Consider the following 26,953-nt stretch of genomic DNA (forward strand, 5'->3'; position numbering starts at 1 on the left):
AAGGCGAGTAAGGCTCATATCGAGGAAGTCGGAAGAATCATCAGAAAATATAGGTATTCGCCCCAAGCGACACTCATAACAGACCTCAACCCTGTCATAAGGGGATGGACTTCCTACTATTCAAAATCCGACGCAAAAACAGTCGGAGAACTCTCAAAACAAGACTACCTCACATACCTGAAACTTCGACGATGGGCAAAACGCCGATGTGTAACAGCAAAAGCAGGTTCAGATAGATACTGGACGACCATAGACGGTGATAACTGGGTATTCGCAACCAGGGAAGGGTACGCGAACCCCCTTCGGTTACTAAAACATAATCAGTTTGAATGCAGTAGCACTGACTATGTAAAAGTTAAAGGCGATAAAAGCCCATACGATGGCGACACAGTTTATTGGAGTAAAAGATTAGGGACACACCCCCAAATGCCTAATCGTAAGGCTAAGTTGCTAAAACTTCAAAAGGGTAAATGTCCTTGGTGCGGTTTAAGCTTCCAAGAATGGGATGTTTTAGAAGTAGACCATAAAATCCCCAGAGCATTAAGCGGCAAGGATGAATACAAAAACCTACAACTACTGCATCGGCATTGTCACGACGAAAAGACCGCACTTGATTTAATAGAAATTCGGAAAAAAGACCACTCAAAATTCCGAGAGAAACTTTCTCAATTCTGGAATAAAACTAACTGGGAGTGGATACATGATATTCCTAATTTCATAGGTCATGCTGTCAGGAAGTCCGATTTGACAAATGGACAACACACTGAGTAGCCGTGTGCGGTGAAAGTCGCAAGCACGGTTCCGAATGGGAGGGGTGATGCAGTAATGCACACCTCGACCCTACCCTTTAGGAGAATTGACCTCTACTCCGGTTGGAGTAATCCTACCTGAGCAAGTTAGCTCGTTGATTAAAGAATCTCAGTCTCTCTAGGCCTGAGAGTGTCAAAATACTGCCTTAAGATTACCCTCTTATTGCGAATTATCTGAATAAGAAGTGGGGAGTGGGAAGAGACAAGGAAGAAACTTATTCAATAATTATCCTTTGTCCCCCTACTTTTTTATCTAAGGAACTGAAAGCAGAGTCAAAATATTTTGCTGCACCATATCTGGTGACTGGTCGCCGTTGATAGTCAATAAACAGCGACGACGGTCGTAATATTCTAGGATGGGAATGGTGCGATCGTAGAATAATTCTACACGGCGTTGCACGATTTCTGGTTGGTCATCTGGTAGCGATCGCCCCAAGGATCGGCTAACCATCACAGCTTCTGGGACTTGGAGATAAATTGCCCAATCTAGCTTTTGCTCTAAATTATCCAATAAAAAATCTAATTCTTCAGCTTGGAAGGCGGTACGGGGATAGCCTTCCAACACCCAATCGCAGTTAATATCTGGTTGTCTGAGGCGAATTCGGATCAATTCAACGATCATTTCGTCTGGAACTAACTCCCCTTTTTGCATATAGGGTCGGGCATGGTAACCTAGTTCACTCAGGCTAGCGTAAACCGAAAGAGAAGTCCGGGGGTCAGCTTCCGACCATTGCAACTCCGGGAGCAGGCTATCGCCAGATATCGCTTCCCGTAAAATCTCACCTGTAGAAATCAAAGGAATATCAAAGTATCTGCAAAGCCTTTGTGCTTGAGTGCTTTTACCCGATCCTGAACCTCCCAGAATCACCAATCTCACAACAATTTACTCCTCATGCTGTCAAATTCACTACTTGGTTAGTCTGTTTTGCCCAAATAACCGATAAATCTAACATTTAGCGATTTTCAGACGTTATACCTAGTTTTTTTAAATAATTGGAACTGTAATTCTAATGTTTTCATTTTTGCAACTAATTACCGACAAAATACGTAAATCTAAATCAACAGAACTCTTGACTTCAGCACAAACCTAGTGTTTGACTAAGAATGCGATTTGCCAAATTCACCACAACTGTGAAAAACAGATAGATTATATAGGCAGATTTGTAATAAATACCGCCAGCACAAACCTTTAATTTATTGTAATTTTTTGAACTTTACCCTATGGTTGCCCAGCTAGAAACTCAAAGTATAAATTCACCCCTTACCTTACCATATCCAGTGGAAGGACTAGTGCAAGTTTTCACTAGCTCCCATCGTAACTTTTTTACAAGCGTTATGGCGCAAGCACTGAGGATAGCTGGACAAGGAACGCCAGTATTAATAGTGCAGTTTCTCAAAGGAGGTATTCGTCAAGGACAGGATCGACCTATACAACTAGGACAAAATTTAGATTGGATTCGCTGTGATTTGCCTCGTTGTATTGATACACCACATTTAGACGATACTGAAAATCAAGCTTTACAAAACCTGTGGCAGTATACACAGCAGGTAGTATGTGAGAGTAAGTATTCTCTCGTTGTCTTAGATGAGTTAAGTTTAGCGATTAACTTTGGTTTAATTCCTGAAACAGAAGTTTTAGCGTTTCTGGCAAAACGCCCTCCCCACGTCGATATCATTCTCACAGGGCCAGAGATGCCAAAATCTCTTCTCGATGTAGCAGATCAAATTACAGAAATCCGTCGCAGTTATCGACCTTAAATCAAAATACTCAGTTCGTGCTAATATATCAAGTCTGTTTGAATTAACGTTAGTAGCGAACTTGTGATTAAGAACGATATCTGGATTACTGAAATGGCTCAACAGGGTTTGATTTCGCCCTTTGAGTCAAGTTTAATCCGAAAAGTACAAAAAGATGAGTCTGTAGCGGTTCAGCCTGTAATTAGCTACGGTTTGTCTTCTTATGGCTATGATATACGCCTTTCCTCGGCTGAGTTCCGCATTTTTCGCCACATTCCCGGAACTGTAGTTGATCCCAAAAACTTTAATCCCCAAAATCTAGAGCCAACAGCACTGCACACAGATGCCAATGGCAGTTACTTTATTTTACCTGCTCATTCCTATGGACTTGGGGTTGCTCTGGAAAAACTAGAGGTTCCTGAGAATATTACAGTGATTTGTATAGGTAAATCTACATATGCTAGGTGTGGAATAATAGCAAATTTGACACCTGCTGAGGCTGCATGGCGGGGTCATCTTACCTTAGAGTTTTCTAATTCTTCTAGTGCTGACTGTCGCATTTACGCTAATGAAGGCGTGGTGCAATTGCTGTTTTTGGAAGGTGAACCCTGCGCTATTAGTTATGAAGCTCGTCGGGGCAAATATCAGGATCAGCTAGAGATTGTTACATTGGCAAAGGTATAACTGAATATTCCTAAATAACTCAATTTAATTCATGTTCCTGTTGAGCCAAATCCTCCCGAACCTCTAGAAGTTATATCTAGTTCTTCAATAGCTTTAATGGAAACTGATAAAACTGGTTTGATAACCATTTGTGCTATTCTCATACCTATTTCTATAGTAAATGGTAATTTACCATGATTAATTAAAATTACTCCAATTTCTCCTCGGTAGCCTTCATCTATAGTTCCTGGGGAGTTCAAAACAGTTATTTGATGTTTTAAAGCAAGACCACTACGAGGTCTAATTTGTGCCTCTGTTCTAGATGGTAATTGAATTATAATACCAATAGGAATTAAAGAACTTTCTCCAGGTTGTATAACAGTTTCTACTGTAGAGAATAAATCTAAGCCAGCATCTCCTTCGTGAGCATATTCTGGTAGCCGAGCTTTGTCTCCAAGCAGTTTAACTTTTAGTATATTGTCCATAAGTTTGGGTCATGTTTATTTTGAACGATACCTTGCAAAATATGCAGCGTAAATAAATATAATATATATTTATTTACACAATATTAAAAAACATTTTATCTAATTTTGCTTCATATTAACAGTTAGCTGTAAGCATGAAATTAGAATAGCTATTATCGCAAAAAAACCATTTGTATCAATTAGGTTAATAGTTAGATCAAGCGGGTAAACAAGAAGAAACAATCCCGAAGTAAGCTTTAATAATAAAACTAAACATAAAACTACTTCAAATACCGTTAATGTCCAGAAAAAGATTGAATTTGAAAAGTCTTTTCTTGCATTTACTTTTAATCCTTTTAAAATATAGCGATTAGAATTTTTAGATAGCTCTTTAAATTTTTCCTTGAATTCATTATAAGCTAAAGGATCTGCAATTATTTTATGCGATGCTACAATAAATTGCGCTTGATTTTGTTCTAATTGAGCATCTTTTGTATTAGGAAAAATAAAATATTTGCTTTTATTGTTAGAGCGGTTAAAAGAAACTTGCTTAGATATTGGTTCAATTAAATCCACTCTACTGGGTGAATTATTATGGTTTCGCAAAGCTGGCTTTCTAACTTTATAGAATATTAAAGTCACAAAAGATTTGTCTGCTGGCAATTCTAATTCGATATCTGTGGGATTATTTAACGAAATTAATAATGGGCCTGCCCATCCTGGATCAAGTGTGGTAGAGATATGACCAAAACCAAGTGAAACCACACCTACTTTTGAATGAAAAGTACCTCCTATTTTTTGTGAAACCCATACTGCTTCTTGTGTCAGTATCAGAACCAGGGCGAACGCACGGCATTTCTGAAACCCCTGCTGGATAAGGATCTTGACGAAAAAATAGGCTAAATTTAAAAACGTTGAAACCCTTGCTATTAAAGGATTCTTATACTTTAGATGCGTTTGCCCTGGTATCAGAACAGTATCATGTCTTTTAATCTTAAATACTTTATTACCTTCTAAATTAGAAGTTGATTTAATTAAACATTTATACGTTATAGAAAACACAAAATCACTTGGGTTAAGATTATAGCCAACAGGTGTTAAATCTTTCTCTGGTCTATATGGATAAATAACAATTTCTTTATTAAGTAATACTTCTATATCTTGGTCGGACAGCATAGCAATTATTTGTACAACGAGGCTATTATAAAACTATAATTTTTAAGATAGTCTCAGTAATAGTACTTATTTGAATGAAGACAGGCTATTGTCTATCTGCTAAAGCCAAAAGTTCCTTATCCTTGACACCACGCCAGCCCATATCTTCTACATTTTGTACTATATGTCCTGCATCTATGAACGGCTTCTTCAACTTCTTACTCAGAAGGTTTTCATCAAGCAGAATGAGCATAAGTAATTTGCTCCTGATTCAGCATTGCTTTTGTAATCACCTCTAGAACTTGCAACACCTGAGTTTGCAAATGTGGAAAATCTTCTAAGAATTCGGTTAAACCTGCTTCGCCTTCTAGATAGTCGAAAAACGTCTGCAATGGAACTCGCGTTCCAACAAACACAGGAGTACCACTCATAATATCTGGATCGGAGGAAATAATTCGGCGATCGCACAGAACTTTTTGAATATCCATCGTCCTGCAAATGTTTATATGAGATAGTCTAAACCTTCATCGTGCTTCTAGCCAAACCTGTAAATCGGCCAAACTAGTAAAATCTAACAGTGCTTCACTCAAATCTTCCAGAACAGGCAAAGGTAAACCAGAAATTGAGGAGCGTATTTCCTCAGAAAGTTCCCCAAATCGCTTAGTCAATTGCCGGAGAATAAGATTAGCTGTTGCTTCCTCACGTCCTTCCTCACGTCCTTCTTCCTTAATTTCTCGGTAAACTCGCGTTTCCTTCAGCGTGATTCCTAACATAGACTCTACCTCCGTTTGAGTTAATTGTTCAAATCTGTACACCATGATCGTCGTTATTAATTCAATTATGGCGCGACTCGATGGTGATAGCATTTCTTGAGTGGTTCTTGTTAACAAGTACCTTGCTTCATAAGAGTGCTTGTTCTTCATCCACTGTAGTTAATACCATCAGCGCCACCCATATAGGTAATTGACGAATATCCCCTAATTCATCTAAATACACCCGATATACCTGTCCGCCGTTTAGCAATGAGCGATGAGGATGAATATCGCTTTGTTCGATACTGCGCGACGGGTAAATTATCACTGCTTGCCAGTCGCTAAATCTGGCACGGTTGCGGTAAAAATATAACGAAGATTCAGCCCATACTCTCTCATAAAGTTGTTCATCTTTCTGGAACTGCACCTCGCAAAAATATACAACTCCAGCACCATCACTTTCAGGTGGTAGAAATACTCCGTCAATTTCAAATTTTGGTTCTTTAACGGCGACTGAATCAAAACGATAACTATCTGCATTGCTTGGAGGATTTGCCACTAGTTCAAACAGCAAAGTGGGAGACTGTTGAAATAGTTTGTAAAATATTGAATCTCGACGCATGAAAGTATTTTACAAATTTTTTATAAAAAGAATTCAGAACCCAGGAGCGGAGCCGTAGACGCTCCGCCGAGGCGTCAGAATTCAGTATGAATTGCCCCAAAATATGATTATGGTGCTAATCTTGCCTTACCTAGACGCTGCTTTTCATACCATTGTGCGATCGCAGGTGCCCAATCTTCAAAATGAGGCCACATCATTTCACACAACTTTTGAATTTCAAGTTGAGCATCTTTCTTGTTTCTCAGGTCACAAAAATGCAAGAAAGACCTTAAATTGAAGCTAACTACAAAATGCTGGCGATAATCAAAAGGTACTTTACCTCTTGCGTGTTCTTCAGACATTCCACCCTCAAAATCAGCTTTATATCGTTTCGCTGCTTCTAGACACCACTGCAAATCTGCTGCTCGTTGCTCTGGTGAATAGTGGTACTTTTTTCCTTGTCTATCGGTGTAATAACCAACGGGACGTAAGTAAAAAACTTCTTCTATGTCTTTCTTACCTTCTACTACGTCAATAAATTGGTTGCCTGTGTACCTAAAAGACTGAACATCAAATGATACTCCTACACGATGGGTACGAGCCTGCTGCATCACGCTGTGAGGAAAGTAGCCACAGTTAAAAACAATCTGGGGATGCTCTAGAGGCCCATAGTGTCCTCTCTCACCCGCTAAAAGTCGCTTAACAATAACTTCGCCGCTTTGTGACTCCGAGGGCCAAGAGTCGCGCTCATCATACACGAACCCATCAGTATAGTCTTGGTGCATCGCGGCATAAATCACCTGCTGCGGGTTTGGCGTTTTGGCAATAACCTCTACTCGAAATCGATGCATTAGTTTTTGGGGAATGGATTAATGAGGTAGTTCGGTCTTGGGGGTTTCCCCCATGAGAAACTACCGTGACTGAGATTGCTTACGCAGAAGGAGCGGAGCCTGTTTGTTATACATAGCTTTGAACTCGATCCATGATCATATCTCTGGCTGGGACTTCTACTTGAGCAGATTAAGATACTTTACAAAAATTAATAACTTTGTTACAGTTATTTACATAAAGAGAAGACAGGGAAAAATCCATGCGTACAAACACTGCTATAATTGACGACCAAGGCAAACTGAACAACTTTGCGATCGAGCCAAAGGTTTATATAGATGAGCAAGGCGATCGCACTGGTTTCACTCCCTATGCAGAAATGCTCAACGGTCGTTTAGCAATGATTGGTTTTGTCTCTCTGATAGCATTAGAAGTATTCACAGGACACGGCATTGTTGGTGTTTTGGCAAGTCTATAAAAACTAATTTCTATAACTTAATTCTCAACAAACAGTAAGAGACGGTAAATTTACCGTCTCTTAATTTATGGAAAACTTAGTGCTAGAGTAAAAATATACTGATAGCAAAAGCCGCTATCAGCGTAAAAATATTGGGTGAACTATGGCTTTAACTGCTTCAACTATGTTGCCATTAGGCACAAAAGCACCAGATTTTAATCTACCGGAAGTAGTATCTGGAAAGGCAACTTCACTTTCCACCTTTGCAGATAAAAAAGCACTGTTGGTAATGTTTATTTGTCGGCATTGCCCATTTGTAAAGCACATTCAACAAGAATTAGTGCAGTTAGGAAAAGATTATTTTACAGGTGATTTAGCGATCGTTGCCATTAGTGCTAACGATGCACAAAATTACCCAGATGATGCGCCAGAGTCGTTACAAGCATTTGCAACAGAACAAGGATTTAATTTTACCTTATGCTACGACGAGAGCCAGGAAACGGCAAAGGCTTATACCGCAGCTTGCACACCTGATTTTTTTGTATTTGATGAGCAACGGCAACTTGTTTATCGGGGACAATTAGATGATAGCCGCCCCAGTAATGGTAAACCCGTAACAGGCGCAGATTTACGCGCAGCCATTGAAGCAGTGCTGGCGGGTAAACCTGTTACAAGCGACCAAAAGCCGAGTGTTGGTTGCAATATTAAATGGAAACCTGGAAACCAACCCAGTTATTTTGGTTGAAAAAGATTGGGCATGGGGCATTGGGAAAAGTTTTCCCTACTCCCTACTCCCCATGATTATCAATGTTTAATTTCTAAATTCAGTATGTAGCATCCTAATTGAACTTTTTCTGCCCATAATTCATATTCCAGACGCAAATGTTCTGGCAAGGGATGTCCGTTGAGAATTAGGCTACTAGTAAAATTTCGTAAACGAATAGGATTGTTAGGTTGCAACGACTCAGTTGGCAACCAATAGCGACTAATGCCATAAACGCCCCGTTCCCAAAAGTGACGGTAACTCACTTGAGCGTTACCTTGCATAGTCATGATGACTCGGTAAGGGGAAATCTCCAGCCACAAAATTCTGGGACTGTTAGGGGCGTAAGCTTTGCTCTTACTTTGGGGAAGTGTATCCTCTGGACTTACGGCACTTTCTACTTCACAGCTAATTAGGGGCGGTGCGGTCAGCAGCAAATGGAATCTATCAGTATCTTTTTGATACAATGTCGCGGCAGTTTCCACAACAGACCAGATTGGTAGGTCAGTGGAAATAAGTGATAAGCACACGGGCTTGCGGTGATGGGTCAGCATGGGAGCGATAAGGGTTAAAAGCTATTGAACAAAGTTAAATAGAACACTAGGCAGTCTGATAGGCCAGGGTAAGAACTAAATAGTAAAACAGGCTTAATATTAATGAATCCGCCGATTTGTTAAGCTACACAGATACCAATAGAAACAGGTAGAATGTCAGCTTAGACAGCAAAGACGGTACTTTCTTTCTCTAGAGAGAGCTAATTCGTAAGTAAAGCTTGTAAATATTCTAAAGCTATAGCCTCAAAAGAGTGGGAGTCTTTTTAGATGTTAAGAAACCTTCTTGAGGGAGACTTGCCGTAGATTTGAGTAAGTTTCATACAGCAAAAAGCAATAAGATACTAGGCAGAAAGTCACCAGCAGCGATTTTGTTTGTTGCTGCTGAACTTCAGGTGTATTCAAAAGCCAGTGTATCCTAATGTAGCCTTCTGTTATAACCGTAGAAACTCACGAAGACCTTTCTCACAAGTTAAATTATTCAATGGCCCCTTTTTAGCTGCTTTTACGGGGTGACATCCGGGTGGTTGGGGATTTATTAGCACCGTCTAATGTTGGACGCTCTAACCGAAATTTTGTAACTTCTTTTAAAAGAAGAACTCCGCGGCACTCTTAGTTGTTTTCAAGCTCGACAAAAGGACTTTTCAAATATCCTCTAAACCTTATCGAATTACTGTAATTTTGAGTATTTGTACTGGGTCATGTATATTTCGCAAAAATTAACGCTATGAAATTTTTTACCCCAGATGAATCGTACTAAGTTCTGGGCTACATGTAATCCTCATGAAGCGATGACACGACAAGCGAACAAAACAATCAAGCAAATATTTTATCCCGGTTATGGGGTGCATCAAAATCAATCAGTGGCCCTTTGGGTACAATACGAGTTGGGTTAACTTGGGGATGGCTTCTATAATAATGCCGCTTGATGTGGTCAAGGTTGCAAGTTTCTTTAACTCCCGGCAATTGGTAAAGTTCTTTGAGATAATTCCACAGATTCGGATAATCTACAATTCTGCGTAAATTGCATTTGAAATGCACATAATAAACTACATCGAAACGAAACAGAGTAGTGAACATACACCAGTCCGCCTCAGTAATTTGATTTCCGCAAAGATAGCGTTGATTTCCCAATACTTTTTCCCAGTAGTCGAGAGCGGTGAATAATTCCGTTACTGCTTCATCATAAGCCGACTGAGTGGTAGCAAATCCCGCCCGGTAGACACCGTTATTTATTGGTTGATAAATTGTATCAATTGTCTCGTCAATTACTTTTTGTAAATGTTCTGGATAAAAGTTGATATTTTGTTTAGCGAAAGCATTGAATTCTGTATCAAACATCCGAATGATTTCGCGGGACTCATTATTGACAATTGTCCCATTTTGTATATTCCATAAAACTGGAACTGTCACCCGACCGCTATAGTTAGGATCAGCTTTTAGATAAAGTTGCCAAAGATATTGAGTCCCGTTGATTGTATCGGGAATGCACCCCGGTTCATCGCCAAATTCCCAGCTATTTTGATCAATTTCTGCGGCAACAACTGATAACCCAATGACATCTTGGAGTCCTTTCAATTGGCGGAGAATGGCAGTGCGACACGCCCAAGGGCAAGCCCAAGAAATATACAGATGATAGCGCCCTGCTTCAGCTTTCAAGCCACTAGAACCATCGGCTGTGATGTGGTTGCGGAAAGTAGTTGATGGACGGATAAATTTACCTTCTGAGTCTTCTTGATCTCTTCGAGATATCCATTGACCATCCTTAAGAATTCCCAAACCCATAATTATCTCCTTAGTTATTAGTCAAAAGTCAAACAATTTTGGATTTTAAATTTTTGATTTTAGATTGTTCCGCCCAGCCGACTGCTTGCTCAGGGCATGAATCAAAATAATTTTTAATTTTTTAATCTAAAATCTCAAATTGGCACGGTCAACAATCTAAAACTTTTGACTTTTGACTTTTGACTTTTGACTTCCCCGTAGGGGCTGACTATTCAGCGTTGAGGATTTTTGGTACTTTGAAAAATTCGCCTTCTTGTTCAGGCGCACTGTTGAGGATGCTTTCTCGGTCAGGATAGGGTTGTAATTTATCCTCTCGTGTGATGTTGCTGACATCAATTGCCCGCGTTGTTGGGGGCACATTACTAACATCAAGTTCATCCAACTGTTGAATATAATCCAGAATACTTCCTAACTGAGTCGTGAATTGTTCTTCTTCTTCGGGAGTTAATTCTAAACGAGCAAGATTAGCTACTTTATGAACTTGTTCTTGGTCAATCATATTTTTTTAGTTAGGAGTTAAGAAAGATAGGATTAATCGCGTCTATTAGGAGAGACGCGATTAATCGCGTGTGTACAAGAGTTAGGATTGAATGATTCATAATTCCTAACTCATCACTTTTAGAAGAATACGTCAATTTGCGATCGCCCGGTGGTTTTCAACCAGTTTTGAGCTTCGATATAGTTATTGGGAGCCATGCGAACAGCTCGAATCCAATAGTCTGCGGCTTGGTCAAACAGTGCTTCGCCAGCCTCGTTATCTCCAGCTTCTTTCTCTTTTTCGCCTTGGTAGTGATAAATCACAGCGATGTTGTTCAAAGCTTGGGGCATACGTGGGTTTAACTCAACTGCCTGGTGGTACAGTTCTAAAGCTTTGTTGTGGTCGCCATTGCTGGCATAGATTAGCCCCATATTGTAGAGAATATAGCCGCGATCGTTGGTATCATCCTCTAGTGTTAGAGCTTCTTCATAATATTCCAATGCTTCAGCATATTCCCCTTCTGCTTGGGCTGACATGCCATCTCGATAATAAACAAACGCTTCTTTAGCTTTTTTGTTGGTTGGCAGGATCTTCAGGATGATATCTGCCATCACTGTAAAGGATTTGTCAACAAAATTATCGTTCTTTTGTGTTCTTGGCATAGTAGTCTCTGGGGATTGGAGATTGGGGATTGGGGACTGGGTATTAGGTATTGGAAATCTTCCCTCTTCGTCTAATCCCCAGTCCACTCAATAGCTAATTTAACTGATTTGTGGGTGCATTCTCCTCACTGAGTGGAATGATGCACTCTGGACTATTATGCCGAGAGTTGTTTACCAAGGTGCTAACCGGATACGCAGTCATTGCTGGCGCTGGATAGGGACGCAATAGCTGCTGTAGGGTTTGGGGCGTTTGCACTTGGGAATCTAGCCATAAATCGTAATCTTCTGGCTCTAGAATCACTGGCATCCGCTCGTGGATAGGTTGGAGTAATTCGTTAGCTGCGGTTGTCAAAATTGTACAAGAGATTATTTCTTCGTTAGCAGGCGATCGCCATTTCTCCCACAAACCTGCAAAGGCGAAGGGTTGCCCATCTTGAAGGCGAAAATAAAATGGCTGCTTTTTGCCTTGTTGCCGTTGCCACTCATAAAAGCCATCAGCTATCACTAAACAGCGTCGATGCTTAAAAGCCGAACGAAAAGAAGGTTTTTCGGCAACAGTTTCAGCCCTAGCGTTAATCAGCTTTGCCCCCATCCCTGCATCTTTCGCCCATGACGGAATTAATCCCCAATACAATTGCTTAAATTCACGCTTTTCGTTTTCGGGATTTTGTAACACTGTTGCCACCATTTGGGTAGGCGCGATGTTATATCCGGCTGCAAAATCCAGAACTGGCTCGACATGGAAAACTTGAGCTAAAGCTTCTGCTGACTGATTTAAAGTAAATCTTCCACACATACTTTTATTCTCGACCACTGACTAAATTAAACATCTCAATCTAGAAATGAATAATGTTTTTTATTTTTTCAGATAATTTTCTTTAGTACTTCTAAGCTAAATCTTCAAAAAAATCATCCGGTTTTGGGAAAATATTTTGGTAAGATATTGTATTTTGAACCTCTACTTATCAACATATTGTTAACTGCATTTTAGCATGGAACTACTGCGTCTGTACGATTTTTTACCTTCTGGTAATGGTTATAAGATACGTCTTTTATTAACACAACTAGGTATGCCTTTTGAGAGGGTAGAGCTTAACATTTTGAAAGCCGAGACTCGAACACCAGAATTTTTAAGTAAAAATCCCAATGGAAAGATACCTATTATTGAAATTGAGCCAGGGAAATACTTGGCAGAATCAAATGCCATATTGGTATATCTAAGTGAAGGTACAGAATTTTTCCCCTATGATCGCTTTTTACGAGCGCAGGTGCTGCAATGGTTATGTTTTGAACAGTATAGCCATGAGCCTTTTATTGCTACATCAAGATTCTGGATTTCTATTTTAGGTAAAACTGAAGAATATAGTGAAGCTATAAAGCAAAAACGTGAACCAGGTTATGCAGCACTTAACCTGATGGAAAAACACTTAACTTTTCACACTTTTTTTGTAGGAGAGCGTTACACGATTGCTGATATCGCCTTGTTCGCGTACACTCATGTAGCTGATGAAGGTGGGTTCGATTTAACCCAATTTCCTGCTATCCAAGCTTGGATAAAAAGAGTCAAAGCTCAACCAAGCTATATCAGTATTACACAAGCATAAAAACTCGATTTTGCTTTTTTGTGTGTCTCTCGTTTCTTGGCTTTGCTAGAGGATATATTGGGTGGGATATTGCCTCACATTCAGCAGGAAGCAGAGTCTTCCAATAAAGTTATTACTAAGGAGCTACTAGTAGTCTGTATCAATTTCTATCAGCTTTTGCCGAGAGGACAAACCTGATTTTATTCTGATATCAGATTTGGCTACATCAAATTTATTTGCTAATAGTTTAATTAACTCTTCATTAGCCTTACCATCAACTGGGGGCGATTTTAAATACACAATTAAACTGCCATCAGGTTGTTCTTCAATTTTTTGCTGTTTTGAATTAGGTTTAACCTTGACTTTTTTTTGCATAACCTATTTTCTGTAATTGTCGCAGCCACAACCAACCTAAAACACAACCCAATACATAATGAGGAAAATCCCACCAAACAAAGGTAGTACCAAGTAACAATTTGCCTATCAAGGTGGCGCGAATTTCCTCTAATAGCGGCGGATGCCAAAGTTGCAAGAATTCTAGTATACAAGTGATGACAAAAATCCATATAGGAATTTGGATTATCGCCGCCCGACTTCTGAAAAACCAAAATGCAAACAGACACCAAAATATTTCGTAAAATATAGCTGCTCCGTAGTCATTAAACCACTGATGGGCAGGGCCAGTGTAGTACTTAAACAAAAAGCCCATCGGTACAACCATGAGGAGAGAAAGAATAATAAATATTGTTTGGTTACGATGTTGGAGCATTTTCTCATTGCATAAGCGTAGCCCGTTTTAAACATTGCTTTTATCCCATTAAATTATCTGGTGCAGGCTCACCCGGATAAAAGCGATCGCTCAAAATTTCCTCAAAAGTATATAAACATTGCTGGGGAAAAGTTGAGAGTGGCAAATTTATTTCTCCTGATGCTAAATCTCTACCATTTTCAAAAGATTCCTGGAGTGCTTCTTCAAAGTAAGGTTTCAGACTAGGATTCTCGCTCAACAACTTGATAATTTCCCGTCGTTGTACTCAAATTGTTGCTAACCAACTACGACTGCGTTGATTTGGTTGATATTACCATTTGAGCAAATGTCCAATTAATATACTAAGAGGATTTCTCAATTCTTGGCGTTCCTTTCTTCCCAAAGATTCAATTTCCTCAATTAAATTTGGCAAGTCAAGCTGGCTCCATTGGTGATAACGCAGAAGATTAGCTTGTTCTTGAGTCCAAGTGTAAAAGTCATTTGCGTAGAGGTTTGGCATCAAGTTTACCGCAGGTTGTTCGGTTTGTGGTATCTGCATAGTGGGTTCAAAACCTGGTGAACTTTCCCTAATTATAGTAAAGGATCATAGATGTGCATTGGCATCAAACTTTTCTGGTTTCTCTTCCCAGACTTTGGATGGAAATGCCGATTGTGGGGGGTAACGATGCAAAACCAGATTATTGCTAACTTTTAAAGATACCCCTTTAGTTGATTTTAAAGGGGTATCTTAATATATGCTGTCACGAGTTTTTATCTATTACTTAGCAAACAACTGTTATCCGAGCTTGCTTGCGGTCTTCAGGTTTTCGTTTGATGACAATCTCTACATCATTATCTAAATCATTCAAAAATTGAAATGACCTATCAATTTAAAAACCTGAAAGTCTGCCCCTCACCTAAGAATTAAAAAGTTACCACGCTGCGAATTGATTCACCTTTGTGCATCAATTCAAAAGCATCATTAATTTGCTCAATGGGCATTACATGGGTAATCAAATCATCAATATTTATCTTACCTTCCATATACCAATCAACAATTTTCGGCACATCTGTACGTCCTCTCGCGCCACCAAATGCAGAACCTTTCCAAACACGCCCAGTTACTAATTGAAAAGGACGAGTACTGATTTCCTGTCCAGCACCAGCAACACCAATAATCACACTGACACCCCAACCTTTATGGCAGCATTCTAATGCTTGACGCATAATTTTGACATTACCGATACATTCAAAACTGTAATCAGCACCGCCTTTTGTTAAATCAACCAGATAGGGAACTAAATCACCCTCTACTTCCTGGGGATTCACAAAGTGCGTCATGCCAAACTTTTCTGCTAAAGCGCGTTTGCTGGGATTAATATCCACCCCGACAATCATATTTGCCCCTACCATCCGCGCCGCTTGGATGACATTTAAACCAATACCACCCAAGCCGAAAACCACAACATTTGCTCCCGGTTCCACCTTGGCAGTATTGATAACTGCACCAACACCAGTAGTCACACCACAGCCAATGTAACAAACTTTATCAAATGGCGCGTCTTCCCGAATTTTTGCCAGGGCGATTTCTGGCAGCACCGTATAGTTAGCAAAAGTTGATGTACCCATATAATGATGAATCATCTGTCCATCAATGCTAAAACGACTAGTGCCATCGGGCATGACACCGCGTCCTTGAGTTAATCGAATGGCTTGACAAAGATTCGTTTTGAAACTCAAACAATATTCGCACTGGCGGCATTCGGGAGTATATAGGGGAATTACATGATCCCCTGGTTTGAGACTGGTGACACCAGCGCCTACTTCCACTACCACACCAGCACCTTCATGCCCCAAAATTGCCGGAAACAAACCTTCGGGATCGTCACCAGATAGAGTAAAAGCGTCGGTATGGCAAACTCCGGTAGCTTTTACCTCAACTAACACTTCGCCTGCTTGTGGTCCCGATAGTTGAACGGTTTCAATTGTCAACGGCTTACCTGCGCTGTAAGCTACTGCTGCTTTAACTTGCAACATTAGCCCTCCTATATAGTTTTGTCAATGGGCTTACTTGAGTTTATATCGGTTATCGGTCGCAGTAGCCAAACATTTTATTTATGCTGTTACTGCAATATATATATAATAGTAATAGGTCGATGTTTAGGAGAAGTGAAGTATAGATGAGACGGCTTGCCGTAAAGGTCAGGATATACCCCACTGATGAGCAGGTTAAAATACTTGCAGAACATTTTGGTTGTGCACGTTGGTGGTGGAATCATGGTTTGAATAAATGTATCGAAACCTATAAAGCAACTGGTAAAAGCTTGTCTCAGTCTGGTCTAAATTCTTTATTGCCAGCGCTCAAAAAAGATAAGGAGACTGAATGGTTGGGTGAATGTTATTCACAGATTTTGCAATCTGTGAGTCTTAATCTCAGCCGTGCGTATCAAAACTTTTTTGATGGTAGAGCAAAATATCCAACATTCAAATCAAAGCATCATCGTCAATCAATTCAGTATCCGCAGAAAGTGAAGCAGGTTGATGAATGCTTGAAGTTCCCCGGTAAATTGAGTATAGTCAAAGCCAAAATACACCGACCTCTTGATGGAACTATCAAAACTGTCACTGTTAGTAAATGCCCATCGGGTAAGTACTATGCTTCTGTGTTAATGGAATATGAAAGCGAATTAGCGTCTTTTACAGGAGAGGGTGAGCATCCAATATCAAATGCCAATGGCAAGGTTATTGGAATTGATTTGGGCATCAAAGATTTTGCAATTGCTTATGATGGCAAGAAAGTTTCTAAGTATCCAAACCCCAAACACTTAGCCAAATATGAGAATAAATTAGCCAAAAAACAAAGTATTGCTGCACGTAAAGTAAAAGGTAGTAATCGACGTAAAAAGACAAACAAAATTGTCGCTAGGGTATATGAACAAGTTAGCAATGTCCGCCAAGATTACTTACACAAACTGTCTAGAAAGATAGTTGATAACAACGAAGTGGTAGTAGTCGAGAACTTAAATGTCTTGGGCATGGTTCGTAACCACAAACTAGCAAAAGCAATTTCTGATACAGGATGGGGAACCTTCGTCAATTTCTTAGGTTACAAATTAGAACGTGACGGCGGGAAGTTGGTAGAAATAAATCGATGGTTCCCCAGTTCCAAACTTTGCTCTAATTGTCATTATCAAATATCGGAACTACCGCTAGATGTAAGGACTTGGATTTGCCCAAGTTGTGGGACTCATCATGATAGAGATGGCAACGCAGCAATAAATATTAGAGCAGAAGGTATCAGAATGCTGTCCTCCTCTGGGACGGGGGAGGCTAACGCCAATGGAGAGGAAGTAAGACCAATTCGAGGACGCAAGTCTAAGATGCGGCATTCCTCCGTGAAGTTGGAAGCCCCAGCGTCTAGCAATGCTTAGGTGGGGTAGTTCACAATATCATTCTCTAGCTAGATTGGTTAAAGGCGGCAACAGCTGTTTTGACAACGATGTAAACTGGATATCAGCAGCAACCCCCAAATAATTTGTCCACCCCTCGATTAATACATTTTGTCACAGCTTATGAACCCTGCCCTAACTCAAATTGGCGCTCAAATGTCCAACCTGACTGGCGTCAGAGCAATCATGAAGGATATTATCGAAACATTACGAGGGGGTGCAGGGCAGCAGTTTATTAATTTGAGTGCTGGTAATCCGTTGATTTTGCCAGAGGTAGAGCAATTATGGCGGGATTGTACTGCACAGCTTTTGGCTAGCCCAGAATATGGTGAGGTAGTTTGTCGCTACGGCTCAAGTCAGGGTTATGCACCGTTGGTTGAAGCGATCGCTAACGATTTTAACAAACGCTACGGATTAAACTTAAGCGATCGCAATATCCTCATCACCCCCGGAAGTCAAACCCTCTACTTCTACGCTGTGAATAGCTTCGGTGGCTACACCCCTAGTGGCGAGTTAAAAAAAATCGTTTTGCCCCTCAGCCCTGACTACACTGGTTACGGCGGTATCTGCTTAGTTCCAAAAGCTTTAATCGCTTACAAACCGACTCTCGATATTGATGAAGCCGCCCACCGATTTAAATATCGCCCCGACTTCAGCCAACTGTCGATTACAGAAGATACGGGTTGTGTCCTCTTCTCTCGCCCTTGTAATCCCACTGGTAACGTCCTCACTGAAGATGAGGTGAAAAAGATTGCTGCCCTAGCTGCGCCTTACAATCTGCCCGTGTTAATTGACTCAGCTTATGCCCCTCCCTTCCCGGCATTGAATTTTACCGAAATGACACCAGTGTTTGGTGATAATATTTTACACTGCATGAGTTTATCAAAAGCTGGATTACCAGGAGAAAGGGTTGGTATTGCCATTGGGGATGAAAGGTGGATTGAAGTGCTGGAATGTTTTCAAGCAAATATTGGTCTTCATTCTTCACGTTACGGCCAAGCGATCGCAGCTCTTGCAATTAACTCTGGTGCTTTAGTGGAAATTTCTCACACTGTCATCCGTCCCTTTTATCAAAATAAATTTACTGTTTTAGAAACCAGCTTAGAACAAGCGATGCCCAAGAATTTACCTTGGTTTCTCCATCGCGGTGAAGGGGCAATTTTTGCTTGGTTGTGGTTACAAGATTTACCCATCAGTGACTGGGAATTTTACCAGCAACTTAAGCAAGTAGGTGTGATTATTGTCCCAGGAAGTAGCTTCTTCCCCGGTTTAGAGGAAGAGTGGGCCCACAAACACCAATGCTTCCGCATCAGCCTTACAGGTACCGATGAAGAGATTGCCACTGCTATGCAACGTTTAGCAAAAGTGGCTGAAGAAGCTTATAAAGGTGCGGCGGTGACTGCCTAGTAAGGAAAATAGAAATGAAACACGAAGAAGCAAACAAAGAGATAGGGAGCAGAGGCGCAGAGGCGCCCAGGAGCAGAGGAGGAAGAGGAAAATCAAAAAAGTCCAATCCCAAATCCCCAATTCCCAATCCCCAATCCCCAGTCCCCAATCCTCAATCCCCAGCCCCCAATCTCGACAATTGGCTAGAAATTGGTAAGATTGTTTCCCCTCAAGGATTGTCTGGAGAATTAAAGGTTTATCCTGTATCAGACTTCCCCGAAAGATTTGAGGTGGCGGGAAAACGTTGGTTGTTGCGTTCAGGTGACACAGAACCGCAACCAATCGAATTATTAACAGGACGTTATATCAGCAACAAAAACTTGTATGTGATCAAATTAGCTGGCGTGGAAAATTGCGATCAGGCGGAGGCGTTGCGCGGTTCTACGTTAATGGTTCCAGCAAGCGATCGCCCCCAACTAGGCGAAGATGAATATCATGTCCTCGATTTGATGGGCTTGGAAGTCTTCATGCAAGCATCTGGCGAACTCGTGGGTACGGTGGTAGATATCATCCCGGCTGGCAATGATTTGCTAGAAGTAAAATTGCACCCATCTTTTGCCACTGACAAACAACAAACAACAAATGACATAGACGCTTCTGCGGCTACTCTTCGAGAACGCCAAGGGCGAACCCGCAGGGTAGGACAAATAACAAATGACAAAAAGCAAAAGACTGTTTTGATTCCATTTGTGGAAGCGATCGCACCAGTAGTAGACTTGAAATCCAATCGGATTGAAATTACGCCACCGCCTGGGTTATTAGAAATTAATAATTAGGTCATTCCTTAAGCTACCCTAATTAATCTTAATCTCCGGTTTTTTCTTGGCAACTTGCGTTTAAATCAAAAGTTTGACATTCTGTAGCTTCCAGTAATTGCCTAACCGTATTACCAGGCTGACAACTTATTAAAGTTGCCGCCATTGCAGCCAGTGTAATAACAGTAGCTAGTCCCAACAAAGTAGAGCGTTTTCTAAGTATTATTTTCTTGATTAAAGTATCTATCTTGGTGGCAGTACCAACAACCTGAATTGGCCCAAGTGCTTCCAAAGCAACAGCCGCATTAGCATAACGACGTTTCCGTTTGCGTTCCACCATTTTACTCAACCACGACCGAAAACGTGGACTAATTTGAGGAACTAATTGCTGAAAATTAAAGCGATAGTTATCATCAATTAATTTTCCAATCTCAACAGAACGGGTATTAGTAAGTAAGCAAATCAGTGTTGCTCCTAAACTATATAAATCTGATGCCTCAGTTAGAGAATGACCAAACTGTTCCTCTGGTGGCATAAAACCTGGAGTTCCTGCTACAAAGCTACTCAGAGCTACTTTTGCACCCTGTATCCTAGCCAAACCAAAATCAACCAGATAAGCATTGAGTTGCTCATCAACCAAAATATTCTCTGGCTTAATATCACGATGAATAATTGGTGGAATTTGCTTTTGGAGATAAACCAAAATTTCTAAAATTGACAAAGCAATTCGCTTTATTTCTTCTGGATTAAAGTTGCTCCTTAAGCCTAAAGATGGGGCCTTTTTATATTCCTGAACTAGATAAAAAGCCCCTGGTATTTCAAAAGAATCTACATAGCGAGGGATGCGAGAATGATTGAGTTGCTGCAAAATTTCGATTTCGCGCTGATATGCTTTCACACCTGATAAATCAGCATCCGCACGAGCAAAACAAAATTCTTTAATCACCACCTGTTGCTTAGAGTTGAGGACATTAGCTAAGTAAGTAATGCGTCCCCCTTCTCGGTTGCGTCCTAGTTCGCTGATAACTTGATAACCTTGTTTGGAAAAATCTGGATGGTGATTTAAGGGAATTGCCCCTTTATGTCCATTACGCACATCAAGCTCCATTACACACCATACGAGTTTGATTCTGTCAAGGTGCAATTATAAAGATTAAGATCAACTCTCCCAGATTGTTAGCGCCATTTCTATCCTGCATGGGCCAAGGCGCATCGACAGAAAATATCTTTGCATTTGCGTCTTGGCGCGAAATTCTTAACTTTGCGCTAGCCAATCAACAATCTGGGCATTAACAATCTCTGGAACTTCATCGTGGGGACAATGACCGGCATTGGGAATGGGAACAATTTTGATTTCTTTGCCATTCTCACGCGCCTCTTCGTAAATCTTTGCCCCGGTAATTGGTGTCCAAGGATCATCAGCACCCCAAATTACTAATAGAGGACGTTCTACTTTCGGCAAAAGTTCCTCTGGACTTGGGCCAGGAGGAGCGGTGAGAATGGAGGCGAAAACTTGTTGCGCTCCTGGGTCGCAAGAGGGAGTATAAAGTAAATCGACTAATTCATCGGTGACGGCTTCACGCTTTTTGTAAACTTGGTAGAGGGTGCGGCGAATTTGGGCTTTTTGACGGATGCGATTATAGACAAATTTACCTGTAATTGGCGATCGCACAAACCGATTAAAAGTTGCCATCACCATCCGTAGCGGTGGGTTCAGTTCGTGGGGACGATGACTCAAGCCACCCGCAGAGTTAATTAAAATACCACCAGCAGCAATTTCTGGATGTTCTACCAGTACAATTAAGCTCAAAAGTGCGCCGATGGAGTTGCCAATAAATACAGCAGGTTCGTGTATGTGTGCTGTGCAGAAATCTTTTAGCAGTTCCACCCAAACTTCCACAGTGTAATCAATCGGCGCTTTATCAGAACCGCCAAAACCTAAAAGGTCTATAGCAAATACCTGGTAGCCAGCATTAGCTAAAACTGGGATATTTTTACGCCAGTGTCCAATGGAAGCACCGAAGCCGTGAACCAGTACCAGAGGGCGTCCTGTGCCCATGACAGTATACTGAATTTTGTAACCCTGCCAAGTCCAAATGAATTTTTCAAAAGCGTCTTGGGTTGCAAGCGGCTGTGTAGTTACAGTCATTATGAAGATTAATAAAGTCTTTCTTCAATATAGTAATGTTCTGTGACCTAAAATCAAGTCTGAACAAAATCCTATTTTTGAACAAGCTGTAGCTACTCTAGCTGTATACGCCTGATAATGAAGGTAGGCGTTATCTTCACATAAGTTTATGTTTTTAACTTGGTTAGATAGTAACTCTTGGCTGCTGGAAATCGGCGGGAAACGAATCCTAATTGACCCTTGGCTGGTTGGTTCGTTAATTTTCAGCAATTTGGATTGGTTATTTAAAGGTTCGCGATCGCAAAATCGCCCAATACCAGATAATATTGATCTGATCCTGCTGTCTCAAGGTTTAGATGACCACGCTCATCCACCAACGCTCAAACTGCTGGATCACAGCATCAAGGTTGTAGCTTCTCCCAATGCTGCCAAGGTAGTACAGAAATTAGGTTACACCCAAGTAACAGTATTGGCTCATGGTGAAACTTTCACTTTAAATAATCAAATTGAAATCAAGGCTTTCCCTGGCTCTCCAATTGGCCCCACTCTGGTAGAAAATAGTTATCTCCTCAAAGAATTGGAGAGTGGTTTAACTGTATACTACGAACCTCACGGGTATCATTCCCCAGAACTTAAGCAAGCTGCACCTATCGATGTAGTGATTACACCGTTTATTGACATGACATTGCCTTTGCTTGGGGCGATTATTAAAGGACAAAATAGTGCTTTAGAAGTAGTAAAATCGTTACAACCTCAAGTAATATTACCGACTGCGGCTGGTGGTGATGTGGCGTTTGAGGGATTGCTGATGAAATTGATTCAGACTAAAGGAACTGCTGAGGAATTTCGTTTGTTACTTGAGAAAAACAATCTTTCAACGCGGATACTTGAGCCAAAACCAGGCGATCGCTTTGAACTACCATTAGAAAAACGAGCATTAGCAATCTAAATTTGAAGTATCGACGCGTAGCAACTACTCTTCTGGAATGCCTCAAGGCAATCCGTAGGGTAGGCGCAAAGGTGCAAAGAACAATTCATCATTCAGTAATGCTGATAATTGCTATACTCCCCAACTCCCCCAATATCACTTAAGCAGGATATAAGGTAAAAAAATCTAAAAATCAACCGAAAATGCCCTGAGGGGGCATTGCATTTTAATAATGGGAAAAGGTCTAATCAAAGATTGATTCTTTAATATAGAAGGCTTGACTTTAATGAAGACCCTCCTTGGATTGCTATTTGTACTGAGCTTCATGGTAGTAGCTTGCAGTCCGCCTCAGGATAAAACGGTGTCTTCTAATCCCGAAGTAACCAGCACTCCGGTTCAAGCAGGAGAGCAAAAGACACAGAATAAGCTTTTAGTTGTAACGACAGTTGCTCCTTTAACGAATATTGTAAGTAACATTGCAGGCGATCGCTTAGAAGTTAAGGGCATTATTCCAGAAGGAACCGACTCTCATACCTTTGAGCCTCGTCCTAGCGATGCGGACATACTATCCAAAGCTAATCTGATCCTTACCAATGGGTTGTATTTGGAATCCCCGACAGAAAAACTAGCTAAAGCCTCGAAACCCAAAGAAACTAAAATCTTTGAACTAGGCAATAAAACTATTACCCAAGAGCAATGGCTTTTTGACTTCAGCTTTCCTAAAGAAAAGGGCGATCCCAATCCTCATTTGTGGGTAAACCCCAAGTATGCTGAGGCTTACGCCAAACTAGCCGCCCAGCAGTTAAGCGCCTTAGATCCTGCTGGCAAAGACTACTACGCGACTAATCTCAAAAATTATTTACAACGTCTGGATGCCCTAGACAAAGCAACACGAGAAGTCGTCGCCAGTATTCCCGCTAAAAACCGTAAATTGTTGACCTACCACGATTCTTGGGCGTATTGGGCAAGAGAGTACGGTTTTCAAGTAATTGGTGCTATTCAACCTTCAAATTTTAAGGAACCATCCGCTCAAGATGTCGCAAAATTAATTGACCAAATTCGGAAAACAGGCGTTCCAGCCATTTTTGGTTCTGAGGTTTACCCCAGCAAGGTAGAAGAACAGATTGCCCGCGAAGCGAAGGTAAAAATAGCCAACACTGCCGACGATGAATTACCAGGAACAGGTTCAGCTAATGCAATGGAAAATACTAATCCTGAGCATACCTATATTGGCATGATGGCTAACAATATGCGGATTATCGCCTCTAATTTGGGAGGAAATCCTGATTTAGTAAAGAATTTAAACACTGGAAATGTTGTTGGCCCAGCAGCAACCAAGTAGGATCAAGAAAATAAGTGCATGGAACCGATACTCGAAGTTAGAAATTTAACCTGTGGTTATCAAACCCAGCCAGTGTTTACCGATCTCAATCTGACCCTTTACCCAGGTCAACTTACTGGTTTGGTGGGGCCTTCTGGTAGTGGTAAAAGCACTTTAATCAGAGCTATTTTAGGGCTGGTTCAACCTTGGGGTGGAGAGATTTGGTTTCGAGGAAGGCGCTTAAAGCCAGGTGTAGCACCGCCTTTGGTGGGCTATGTACCGCAGGTGGAAACGGTGGATTGGACTTTTCCAGTTACGGCATTGGAAGTGGTGATGATGGGGCGTTACCAAAAGCAAAAAATGTTGCCTTGGTCTTCGCGGCGCGATCGCCAAGTTGCCAGGGAACTCCTAGAGCGCGTTGGGGTTGCCCATGTTGCCCATCAACCCATTGGGAATCTATCTGGTGGACAACAGCAAAGGGTTTTTATTGCCCGTGCTTTAGTAGGAGAGCCAGAAATTGTTCTTCTAGATGAACCCACAAGCAGTTCAGACTTGCACGTTCAACACGAACTATTGCACCTATTGGCCGATTTGAATCAACAAGGCTTGACAATTATTCTCTCCACCCATGACCTCAATTCGGTGGCGACTCATTTACCTTGGGTAGTGTGTTTTAACCACGGTTTAATTTGTCAAGGTCAACCTATTGATGTCTTCACTCCCGCAAATCTTGAGCAGACTTTTGGTGGAGAAATGGTAGTTTTCCACCAACAAGACCGAATTTTGATTGCTAGCGGCGGTACATCTCTACGCCATCAAATGAAAGATAACTTGCCCCAAATACTGCGCCCCTCCAACTCGTCGAAATCTGCTTAATTTAACTGTATATGGATCTTTTACTAGCACCCTTTCGCTACGAATTTTTTAGCCGTGCGATTCTAGTAGGCATGATGGCGGGGCTATTATGCGGCATTATGGGAGTTTATATTACAACTCGTAGAATGAGTTACATTGCCCACGGTTTATCTCATGCGATTTTAGGGGGAGCCGTGCTGAGTTATGTACTGGGCTTGAATTTCTACATTGGCTCTGGGATTTGGGGTTTTGCAGCTGCTCTGTTGATTCAATATTTGACCGGACGGAAAATTTACTCGGATGCAGCTATTGGGATTGTGACAACTGCTAGCTTTGCTTTAGGAGTAGCTGTAATCAGTAGCTATCGCAAATTTAGCCAAAACTTTGAAGCTGCTTTGTTTGGTAATGTGTTGGGGGTTTCCCCTAATGATTTGTGGGTGGTGACGGGTGTAACGATTGTCTTACTCAGTCTGGTTTTCTTGTTTTATCGCCCGTTGCTATTTTGGTGTTTTGACCGCGAAGTTGCTCAGGTTCATGGCGTACCTGTTTTTGCAATGGATACGTTATTTGCTTTGATGTTAGCGACTTTACTGGTGGCGACACTGAATGTATTGGGGGTGACTCTAATTATTTCAGCAGTGGTGATTCCGGCATCAATTGCGCGATTAATGAGCGATCGCTTTGGTTATCTGATGATTATTTCCGGGATTTTAGGAACTGCGATTTCCTTTGTGGGTATCTACCTCAGTTACTACCTCGATATTGCCTCTGGAGCTAGTGTGGTGCTACTTTCAACTGCGATATTTGCCTGTGTCTTGCTCACCAAGAACCTGCAAGGACGGTATAAACGCCGTCTCCCTCCCCTTTCTACAAAACATCTCCCTTAGAAAGATAGGACTTACGCAAGAGTTACGGAATAAAAAACCGCAGAGGCGCAGAGGACACGGAGAACTAAGAGTTTGAGAGATATTTTGCGTAAGTCCTAAAAGAGTTAGTCCAAATTTTTATTAATATAATATAAGCTACCAATCTGATAAAGTTCTCTGATGGGAAAGGGAATTGTAATCCGTGCTTGCTGATTGAGATTTTCTTTCCTTATGGACTTGCCAATTATTTATCACCCAGATTACGTTGCCCCGCTACCTGAAGGACATCGTTTTCCGATGTCTAAGTTCCGACAACTCTACGAATTGCTGTTAGTTGATGGTGTAGCGAATCAAGAACAATTTCATACCCCCAAACGTCCGCCGCTAGAATTAATAGAGTTAGTCCACACTCCAAGCTACGTTCAAGCTTACTGTGAAGGAACCTTAGATGCCAAAGCACAGCGTCGCATTGGTTTACCTTGGAGTCCAGCATTAGCGAATCGTACTTGTGTGGCGGTAGGTGGTACGATACTTACTGCTAAACTGGCATTAAGTCAGGGTTTAGCTTGTAATACGGCTGGCGGAACTCATCATGCTTTTCCCAATTATGGGTCTGGTTTTTGTATTTTCAACGATTTAGCGATCGCCTGTCGCGTTTTACAAAAATTCGGACTTGTCCAAAAAATCCTGATTGTAGATTTGGATGTGCATCAAGGAGACGGCACCGCTTTTATCTTCCAAGACGACGACAGCGTTTTTACTTTTTCCATGCACTGCGAAGTCAATTTCCCCGGTACTAAACAAAACAGCGATTTGGATGTTCCTTTGCCGGTGGGAATGGAAGATGACGCTTATTTACAAACCTTAGCGAATTATCTATCAGATTTATTATCTAAAGTCAAGCCAGATTTAGTATTTTATGATGCAGGTGTTGACCCTCATATAGGCGATCGCTTGGGCAAATTAGCCCTTACAGATGCTGGCATTTTTCGTCGAGAAATGCAGGTTTTGAGTACCTGTATTAATAGCGGTTATCCAGTCGCCTGCGTCATTGGCGGTGGTTATGCTGATGATATGAAATCCTTAGTATGGCGACACTCCCTGCTGCATCGCGCTGCCAGTGAAATTTACCAACGGTATAAACTTTGATGCAGCCACTTAGTTAATCA

30 protein-coding genes and 2 pseudogenes are annotated in these 26,953 nt (G+C 41.2%); 14 read left to right on the top strand and 18 right to left on the bottom strand.

Annotated elements, in window-relative coordinates:
- The coding region (locus LC608_RS25890; RefSeq protein WP_229556315.1) for an HNH endonuclease at window positions 1-771 on the top strand (771 nt) is incomplete at its 5' end.
- Between the two features lie 291 nt (window positions 772-1,062).
- On the opposite strand, the gene LC608_RS25895 is transcribed toward LC608_RS25890, so the two are convergent.
- Window positions 1,063-1,686, bottom strand: coding sequence for a nucleoside monophosphate kinase (locus LC608_RS25895; protein ID WP_229556316.1), 624 nt, complete (start codon window positions 1,684-1,686; stop codon window positions 1,063-1,065).
- 344 nt (window positions 1,687-2,030) lie between these two features.
- Between LC608_RS25895 and LC608_RS25900 the strand changes: the two genes are divergently transcribed.
- Window positions 2,031-2,567, top strand: a complete 537-nt coding sequence (locus tag LC608_RS25900; protein WP_229556317.1) for a P-loop NTPase family protein — start codon at window positions 2,031-2,033, stop codon at window positions 2,565-2,567.
- A 93-nt stretch (window positions 2,568-2,660) separates the two neighbouring features.
- On the top strand, window positions 2,661-3,230 hold the full coding sequence (dcd, locus tag LC608_RS25905) for a dCTP deaminase (RefSeq protein ID WP_229556396.1): 570 nt from the start codon (window positions 2,661-2,663) through the stop codon (window positions 3,228-3,230).
- A 29-nt stretch (window positions 3,231-3,259) separates the two neighbouring features.
- On the opposite strand, the gene dut is transcribed toward dcd, so the two are convergent.
- The 6 genes and pseudogenes from dut to thyX all read right to left on the bottom strand — a co-directional run bounded on the left by dut (window position 3,260) and on the right by thyX (window position 7,032).
- The gene (gene dut / locus LC608_RS25910; RefSeq protein WP_229556318.1) at window positions 3,260-3,694 is read right to left on the bottom strand and encodes a dUTP diphosphatase; all 435 of its coding nucleotides are present in this window, start codon (window positions 3,692-3,694) and stop codon (window positions 3,260-3,262) included.
- Window positions 3,695-3,793: 99 nt separating this feature from the next.
- Window positions 3,794-4,849, bottom strand: coding sequence for a hypothetical protein (locus LC608_RS25915; protein ID WP_229556319.1), 1,056 nt, complete (start codon window positions 4,847-4,849; stop codon window positions 3,794-3,796).
- 85 nt (window positions 4,850-4,934) lie between these two features.
- Complete coding sequence (locus LC608_RS25920) at window positions 4,935-5,081, bottom strand: DUF5615 family PIN-like protein (RefSeq protein ID WP_229556320.1); 147 nt, start codon at window positions 5,079-5,081, stop codon at window positions 4,935-4,937.
- Window positions 5,065-5,316: a DUF433 domain-containing protein gene (locus LC608_RS25925; protein WP_229556321.1), complete on the bottom strand. Its 252-nt coding sequence runs from the start codon at window positions 5,314-5,316 to the stop codon at window positions 5,065-5,067. The genes LC608_RS25920 and LC608_RS25925 overlap by 17 nt, the downstream gene beginning before the upstream one ends.
- 36 nt (window positions 5,317-5,352) lie before the next feature.
- A pseudogene (locus tag LC608_RS25930) lies at window positions 5,353-6,202 on the bottom strand (Rpn family recombination-promoting nuclease/putative transposase).
- A 107-nt stretch (window positions 6,203-6,309) separates the two neighbouring features.
- A complete protein-coding gene (gene thyX / locus LC608_RS25935; protein WP_229556322.1) occupies window positions 6,310-7,032 on the bottom strand; it encodes an FAD-dependent thymidylate synthase in 723 nt (240 codons plus the stop codon).
- Between the two features lie 239 nt (window positions 7,033-7,271).
- Between thyX and LC608_RS25940 the strand changes: the two genes are divergently transcribed.
- Together LC608_RS25940 and LC608_RS25945 are read left to right on the top strand one after the other, a co-directional pair.
- Entirely contained in the window at window positions 7,272-7,487 is a 216-nt protein-coding gene (locus LC608_RS25940; protein ID WP_099101899.1) for a chlorophyll a/b-binding protein, read from the top strand.
- 142 nt (window positions 7,488-7,629) lie between these two features.
- The gene (locus LC608_RS25945) at window positions 7,630-8,211 is read left to right on the top strand and encodes a thioredoxin family protein (protein WP_229556323.1); all 582 of its coding nucleotides are present in this window, start codon (window positions 7,630-7,632) and stop codon (window positions 8,209-8,211) included.
- A gap of 59 nt (window positions 8,212-8,270) precedes the next feature.
- Here the strand turns inward: LC608_RS25945 and LC608_RS25950 are convergent, their stop codons facing one another.
- From LC608_RS25950 to LC608_RS25970, 5 genes are all read right to left on the bottom strand, one after another.
- Window positions 8,271-8,783, bottom strand: a complete 513-nt coding sequence (locus tag LC608_RS25950; protein WP_229556324.1) for a hypothetical protein — start codon at window positions 8,781-8,783, stop codon at window positions 8,271-8,273.
- Window positions 8,784-9,596: 813 nt separating this feature from the next.
- Window positions 9,597-10,565, bottom strand: coding sequence for a glutathione S-transferase family protein (locus LC608_RS25955; protein ID WP_229556325.1), 969 nt, complete (start codon window positions 10,563-10,565; stop codon window positions 9,597-9,599).
- Between the two features lie 208 nt (window positions 10,566-10,773).
- Window positions 10,774-11,064 carry an Asp-tRNA(Asn)/Glu-tRNA(Gln) amidotransferase subunit GatC gene (gatC, locus tag LC608_RS25960; protein WP_109010682.1) on the bottom strand — a complete coding sequence of 97 codons (291 nt, stop codon included), beginning with the start codon at window positions 11,062-11,064 and terminating at the stop codon, window positions 10,774-10,776.
- A gap of 119 nt (window positions 11,065-11,183) precedes the next feature.
- The gene (locus LC608_RS25965; RefSeq protein ID WP_229556326.1) at window positions 11,184-11,705 is read right to left on the bottom strand and encodes a photosystem I assembly protein Ycf3; all 522 of its coding nucleotides are present in this window, start codon (window positions 11,703-11,705) and stop codon (window positions 11,184-11,186) included.
- 94 nt (window positions 11,706-11,799) lie between these two features.
- Window positions 11,800-12,501 (bottom strand): SOS response-associated peptidase, encoded by a 702-nt coding sequence (locus LC608_RS25970; protein WP_229556327.1) that lies wholly within the window; start codon window positions 12,499-12,501, stop codon window positions 11,800-11,802.
- 196 nt (window positions 12,502-12,697) lie between these two features.
- On the opposite strand from LC608_RS25970, the gene LC608_RS25975 reads away from it, so the two are divergent.
- On the top strand, window positions 12,698-13,309 hold the full coding sequence (locus tag LC608_RS25975; RefSeq protein WP_229556328.1) for a glutathione S-transferase family protein: 612 nt from the start codon (window positions 12,698-12,700) through the stop codon (window positions 13,307-13,309).
- Between the two features lie 126 nt (window positions 13,310-13,435).
- Here LC608_RS25975 and LC608_RS25980 read toward each other — a convergent pair whose 3' ends face one another.
- From LC608_RS25980 to LC608_RS25995, 4 genes and pseudogenes are all read right to left on the bottom strand, one after another.
- Window positions 13,436-13,663, bottom strand: coding sequence for a DUF167 domain-containing protein (locus LC608_RS25980; protein WP_229556329.1), 228 nt, complete (start codon window positions 13,661-13,663; stop codon window positions 13,436-13,438).
- Window positions 13,641-14,057 carry a DUF2809 domain-containing protein gene (locus tag LC608_RS25985; protein WP_229556330.1) on the bottom strand — a complete coding sequence of 139 codons (417 nt, stop codon included), beginning with the start codon at window positions 14,055-14,057 and terminating at the stop codon, window positions 13,641-13,643. The genes LC608_RS25980 and LC608_RS25985 overlap by 23 nt, the downstream gene beginning before the upstream one ends.
- Before the next feature lie 40 nt (window positions 14,058-14,097).
- Window positions 14,098-14,595 (bottom strand): annotated as a pseudogene (locus LC608_RS25990) (DUF29 domain-containing protein).
- 365 nt (window positions 14,596-14,960) lie between these two features.
- Complete coding sequence (locus tag LC608_RS25995; protein ID WP_229556397.1) at window positions 14,961-16,070, bottom strand: S-(hydroxymethyl)glutathione dehydrogenase/class III alcohol dehydrogenase; 1,110 nt, start codon at window positions 16,068-16,070, stop codon at window positions 14,961-14,963.
- A 146-nt stretch (window positions 16,071-16,216) separates the two neighbouring features.
- Here LC608_RS25995 and LC608_RS26000 point away from each other — a divergent pair, with 146 nt between their 5' ends.
- The 3 genes from LC608_RS26000 to rimM all read left to right on the top strand — a co-directional run bounded on the left by LC608_RS26000 (window position 16,217) and on the right by rimM (window position 19,707).
- Entirely contained in the window at window positions 16,217-17,467 is a 1,251-nt protein-coding gene (locus LC608_RS26000; protein ID WP_229556331.1) for a transposase, read from the top strand.
- A gap of 141 nt (window positions 17,468-17,608) precedes the next feature.
- Entirely contained in the window at window positions 17,609-18,892 is a 1,284-nt protein-coding gene (locus LC608_RS26005) for a valine--pyruvate transaminase (RefSeq protein ID WP_229556332.1), read from the top strand.
- Between the two features lie 14 nt (window positions 18,893-18,906).
- Window positions 18,907-19,707: a ribosome maturation factor RimM gene (gene rimM / locus LC608_RS26010; protein WP_229556333.1), complete on the top strand. Its 801-nt coding sequence runs from the start codon at window positions 18,907-18,909 to the stop codon at window positions 19,705-19,707.
- A gap of 28 nt (window positions 19,708-19,735) precedes the next feature.
- Here rimM and LC608_RS26015 read toward each other — a convergent pair whose 3' ends face one another.
- Together LC608_RS26015 and LC608_RS26020 are read right to left on the bottom strand one after the other, a co-directional pair.
- Window positions 19,736-20,794, bottom strand: a complete 1,059-nt coding sequence (locus LC608_RS26015) for a serine/threonine-protein kinase (RefSeq protein WP_229556334.1) — start codon at window positions 20,792-20,794, stop codon at window positions 19,736-19,738.
- A gap of 147 nt (window positions 20,795-20,941) precedes the next feature.
- Window positions 20,942-21,835: an alpha/beta fold hydrolase gene (locus tag LC608_RS26020; RefSeq protein ID WP_229556335.1), complete on the bottom strand. Its 894-nt coding sequence runs from the start codon at window positions 21,833-21,835 to the stop codon at window positions 20,942-20,944.
- Between the two features lie 148 nt (window positions 21,836-21,983).
- Between LC608_RS26020 and LC608_RS26025 the strand changes: the two genes are divergently transcribed.
- The 5 genes from LC608_RS26025 (at window position 21,984) to LC608_RS26045 (ending at window position 26,933) form a co-directional block, all read left to right on the top strand.
- On the top strand, window positions 21,984-22,763 hold the full coding sequence (locus tag LC608_RS26025; RefSeq protein WP_229556336.1) for an MBL fold metallo-hydrolase: 780 nt from the start codon (window positions 21,984-21,986) through the stop codon (window positions 22,761-22,763).
- A 265-nt stretch (window positions 22,764-23,028) separates the two neighbouring features.
- A complete protein-coding gene (locus LC608_RS26030) occupies window positions 23,029-24,084 on the top strand; it encodes a metal ABC transporter substrate-binding protein (protein WP_229556337.1) in 1,056 nt (351 codons plus the stop codon).
- A gap of 18 nt (window positions 24,085-24,102) precedes the next feature.
- Window positions 24,103-24,939 carry a metal ABC transporter ATP-binding protein gene (locus tag LC608_RS26035; protein ID WP_229556338.1) on the top strand — a complete coding sequence of 279 codons (837 nt, stop codon included), beginning with the start codon at window positions 24,103-24,105 and terminating at the stop codon, window positions 24,937-24,939.
- Window positions 24,940-24,950: 11 nt separating this feature from the next.
- Window positions 24,951-25,805 carry a metal ABC transporter permease gene (locus LC608_RS26040; protein WP_229556339.1) on the top strand — a complete coding sequence of 285 codons (855 nt, stop codon included), beginning with the start codon at window positions 24,951-24,953 and terminating at the stop codon, window positions 25,803-25,805.
- Between the two features lie 210 nt (window positions 25,806-26,015).
- Window positions 26,016-26,933, top strand: coding sequence for a histone deacetylase (locus LC608_RS26045; protein WP_229556340.1), 918 nt, complete (start codon window positions 26,016-26,018; stop codon window positions 26,931-26,933).
- Window positions 26,934-26,953 lie beyond the last annotated feature (20 nt).

Source organism: Nostoc sp. XA010, assembly GCF_020829625.1.
Lineage (GTDB): Bacteria > Cyanobacteriota > Cyanobacteriia > Cyanobacteriales > Nostocaceae > Nostoc.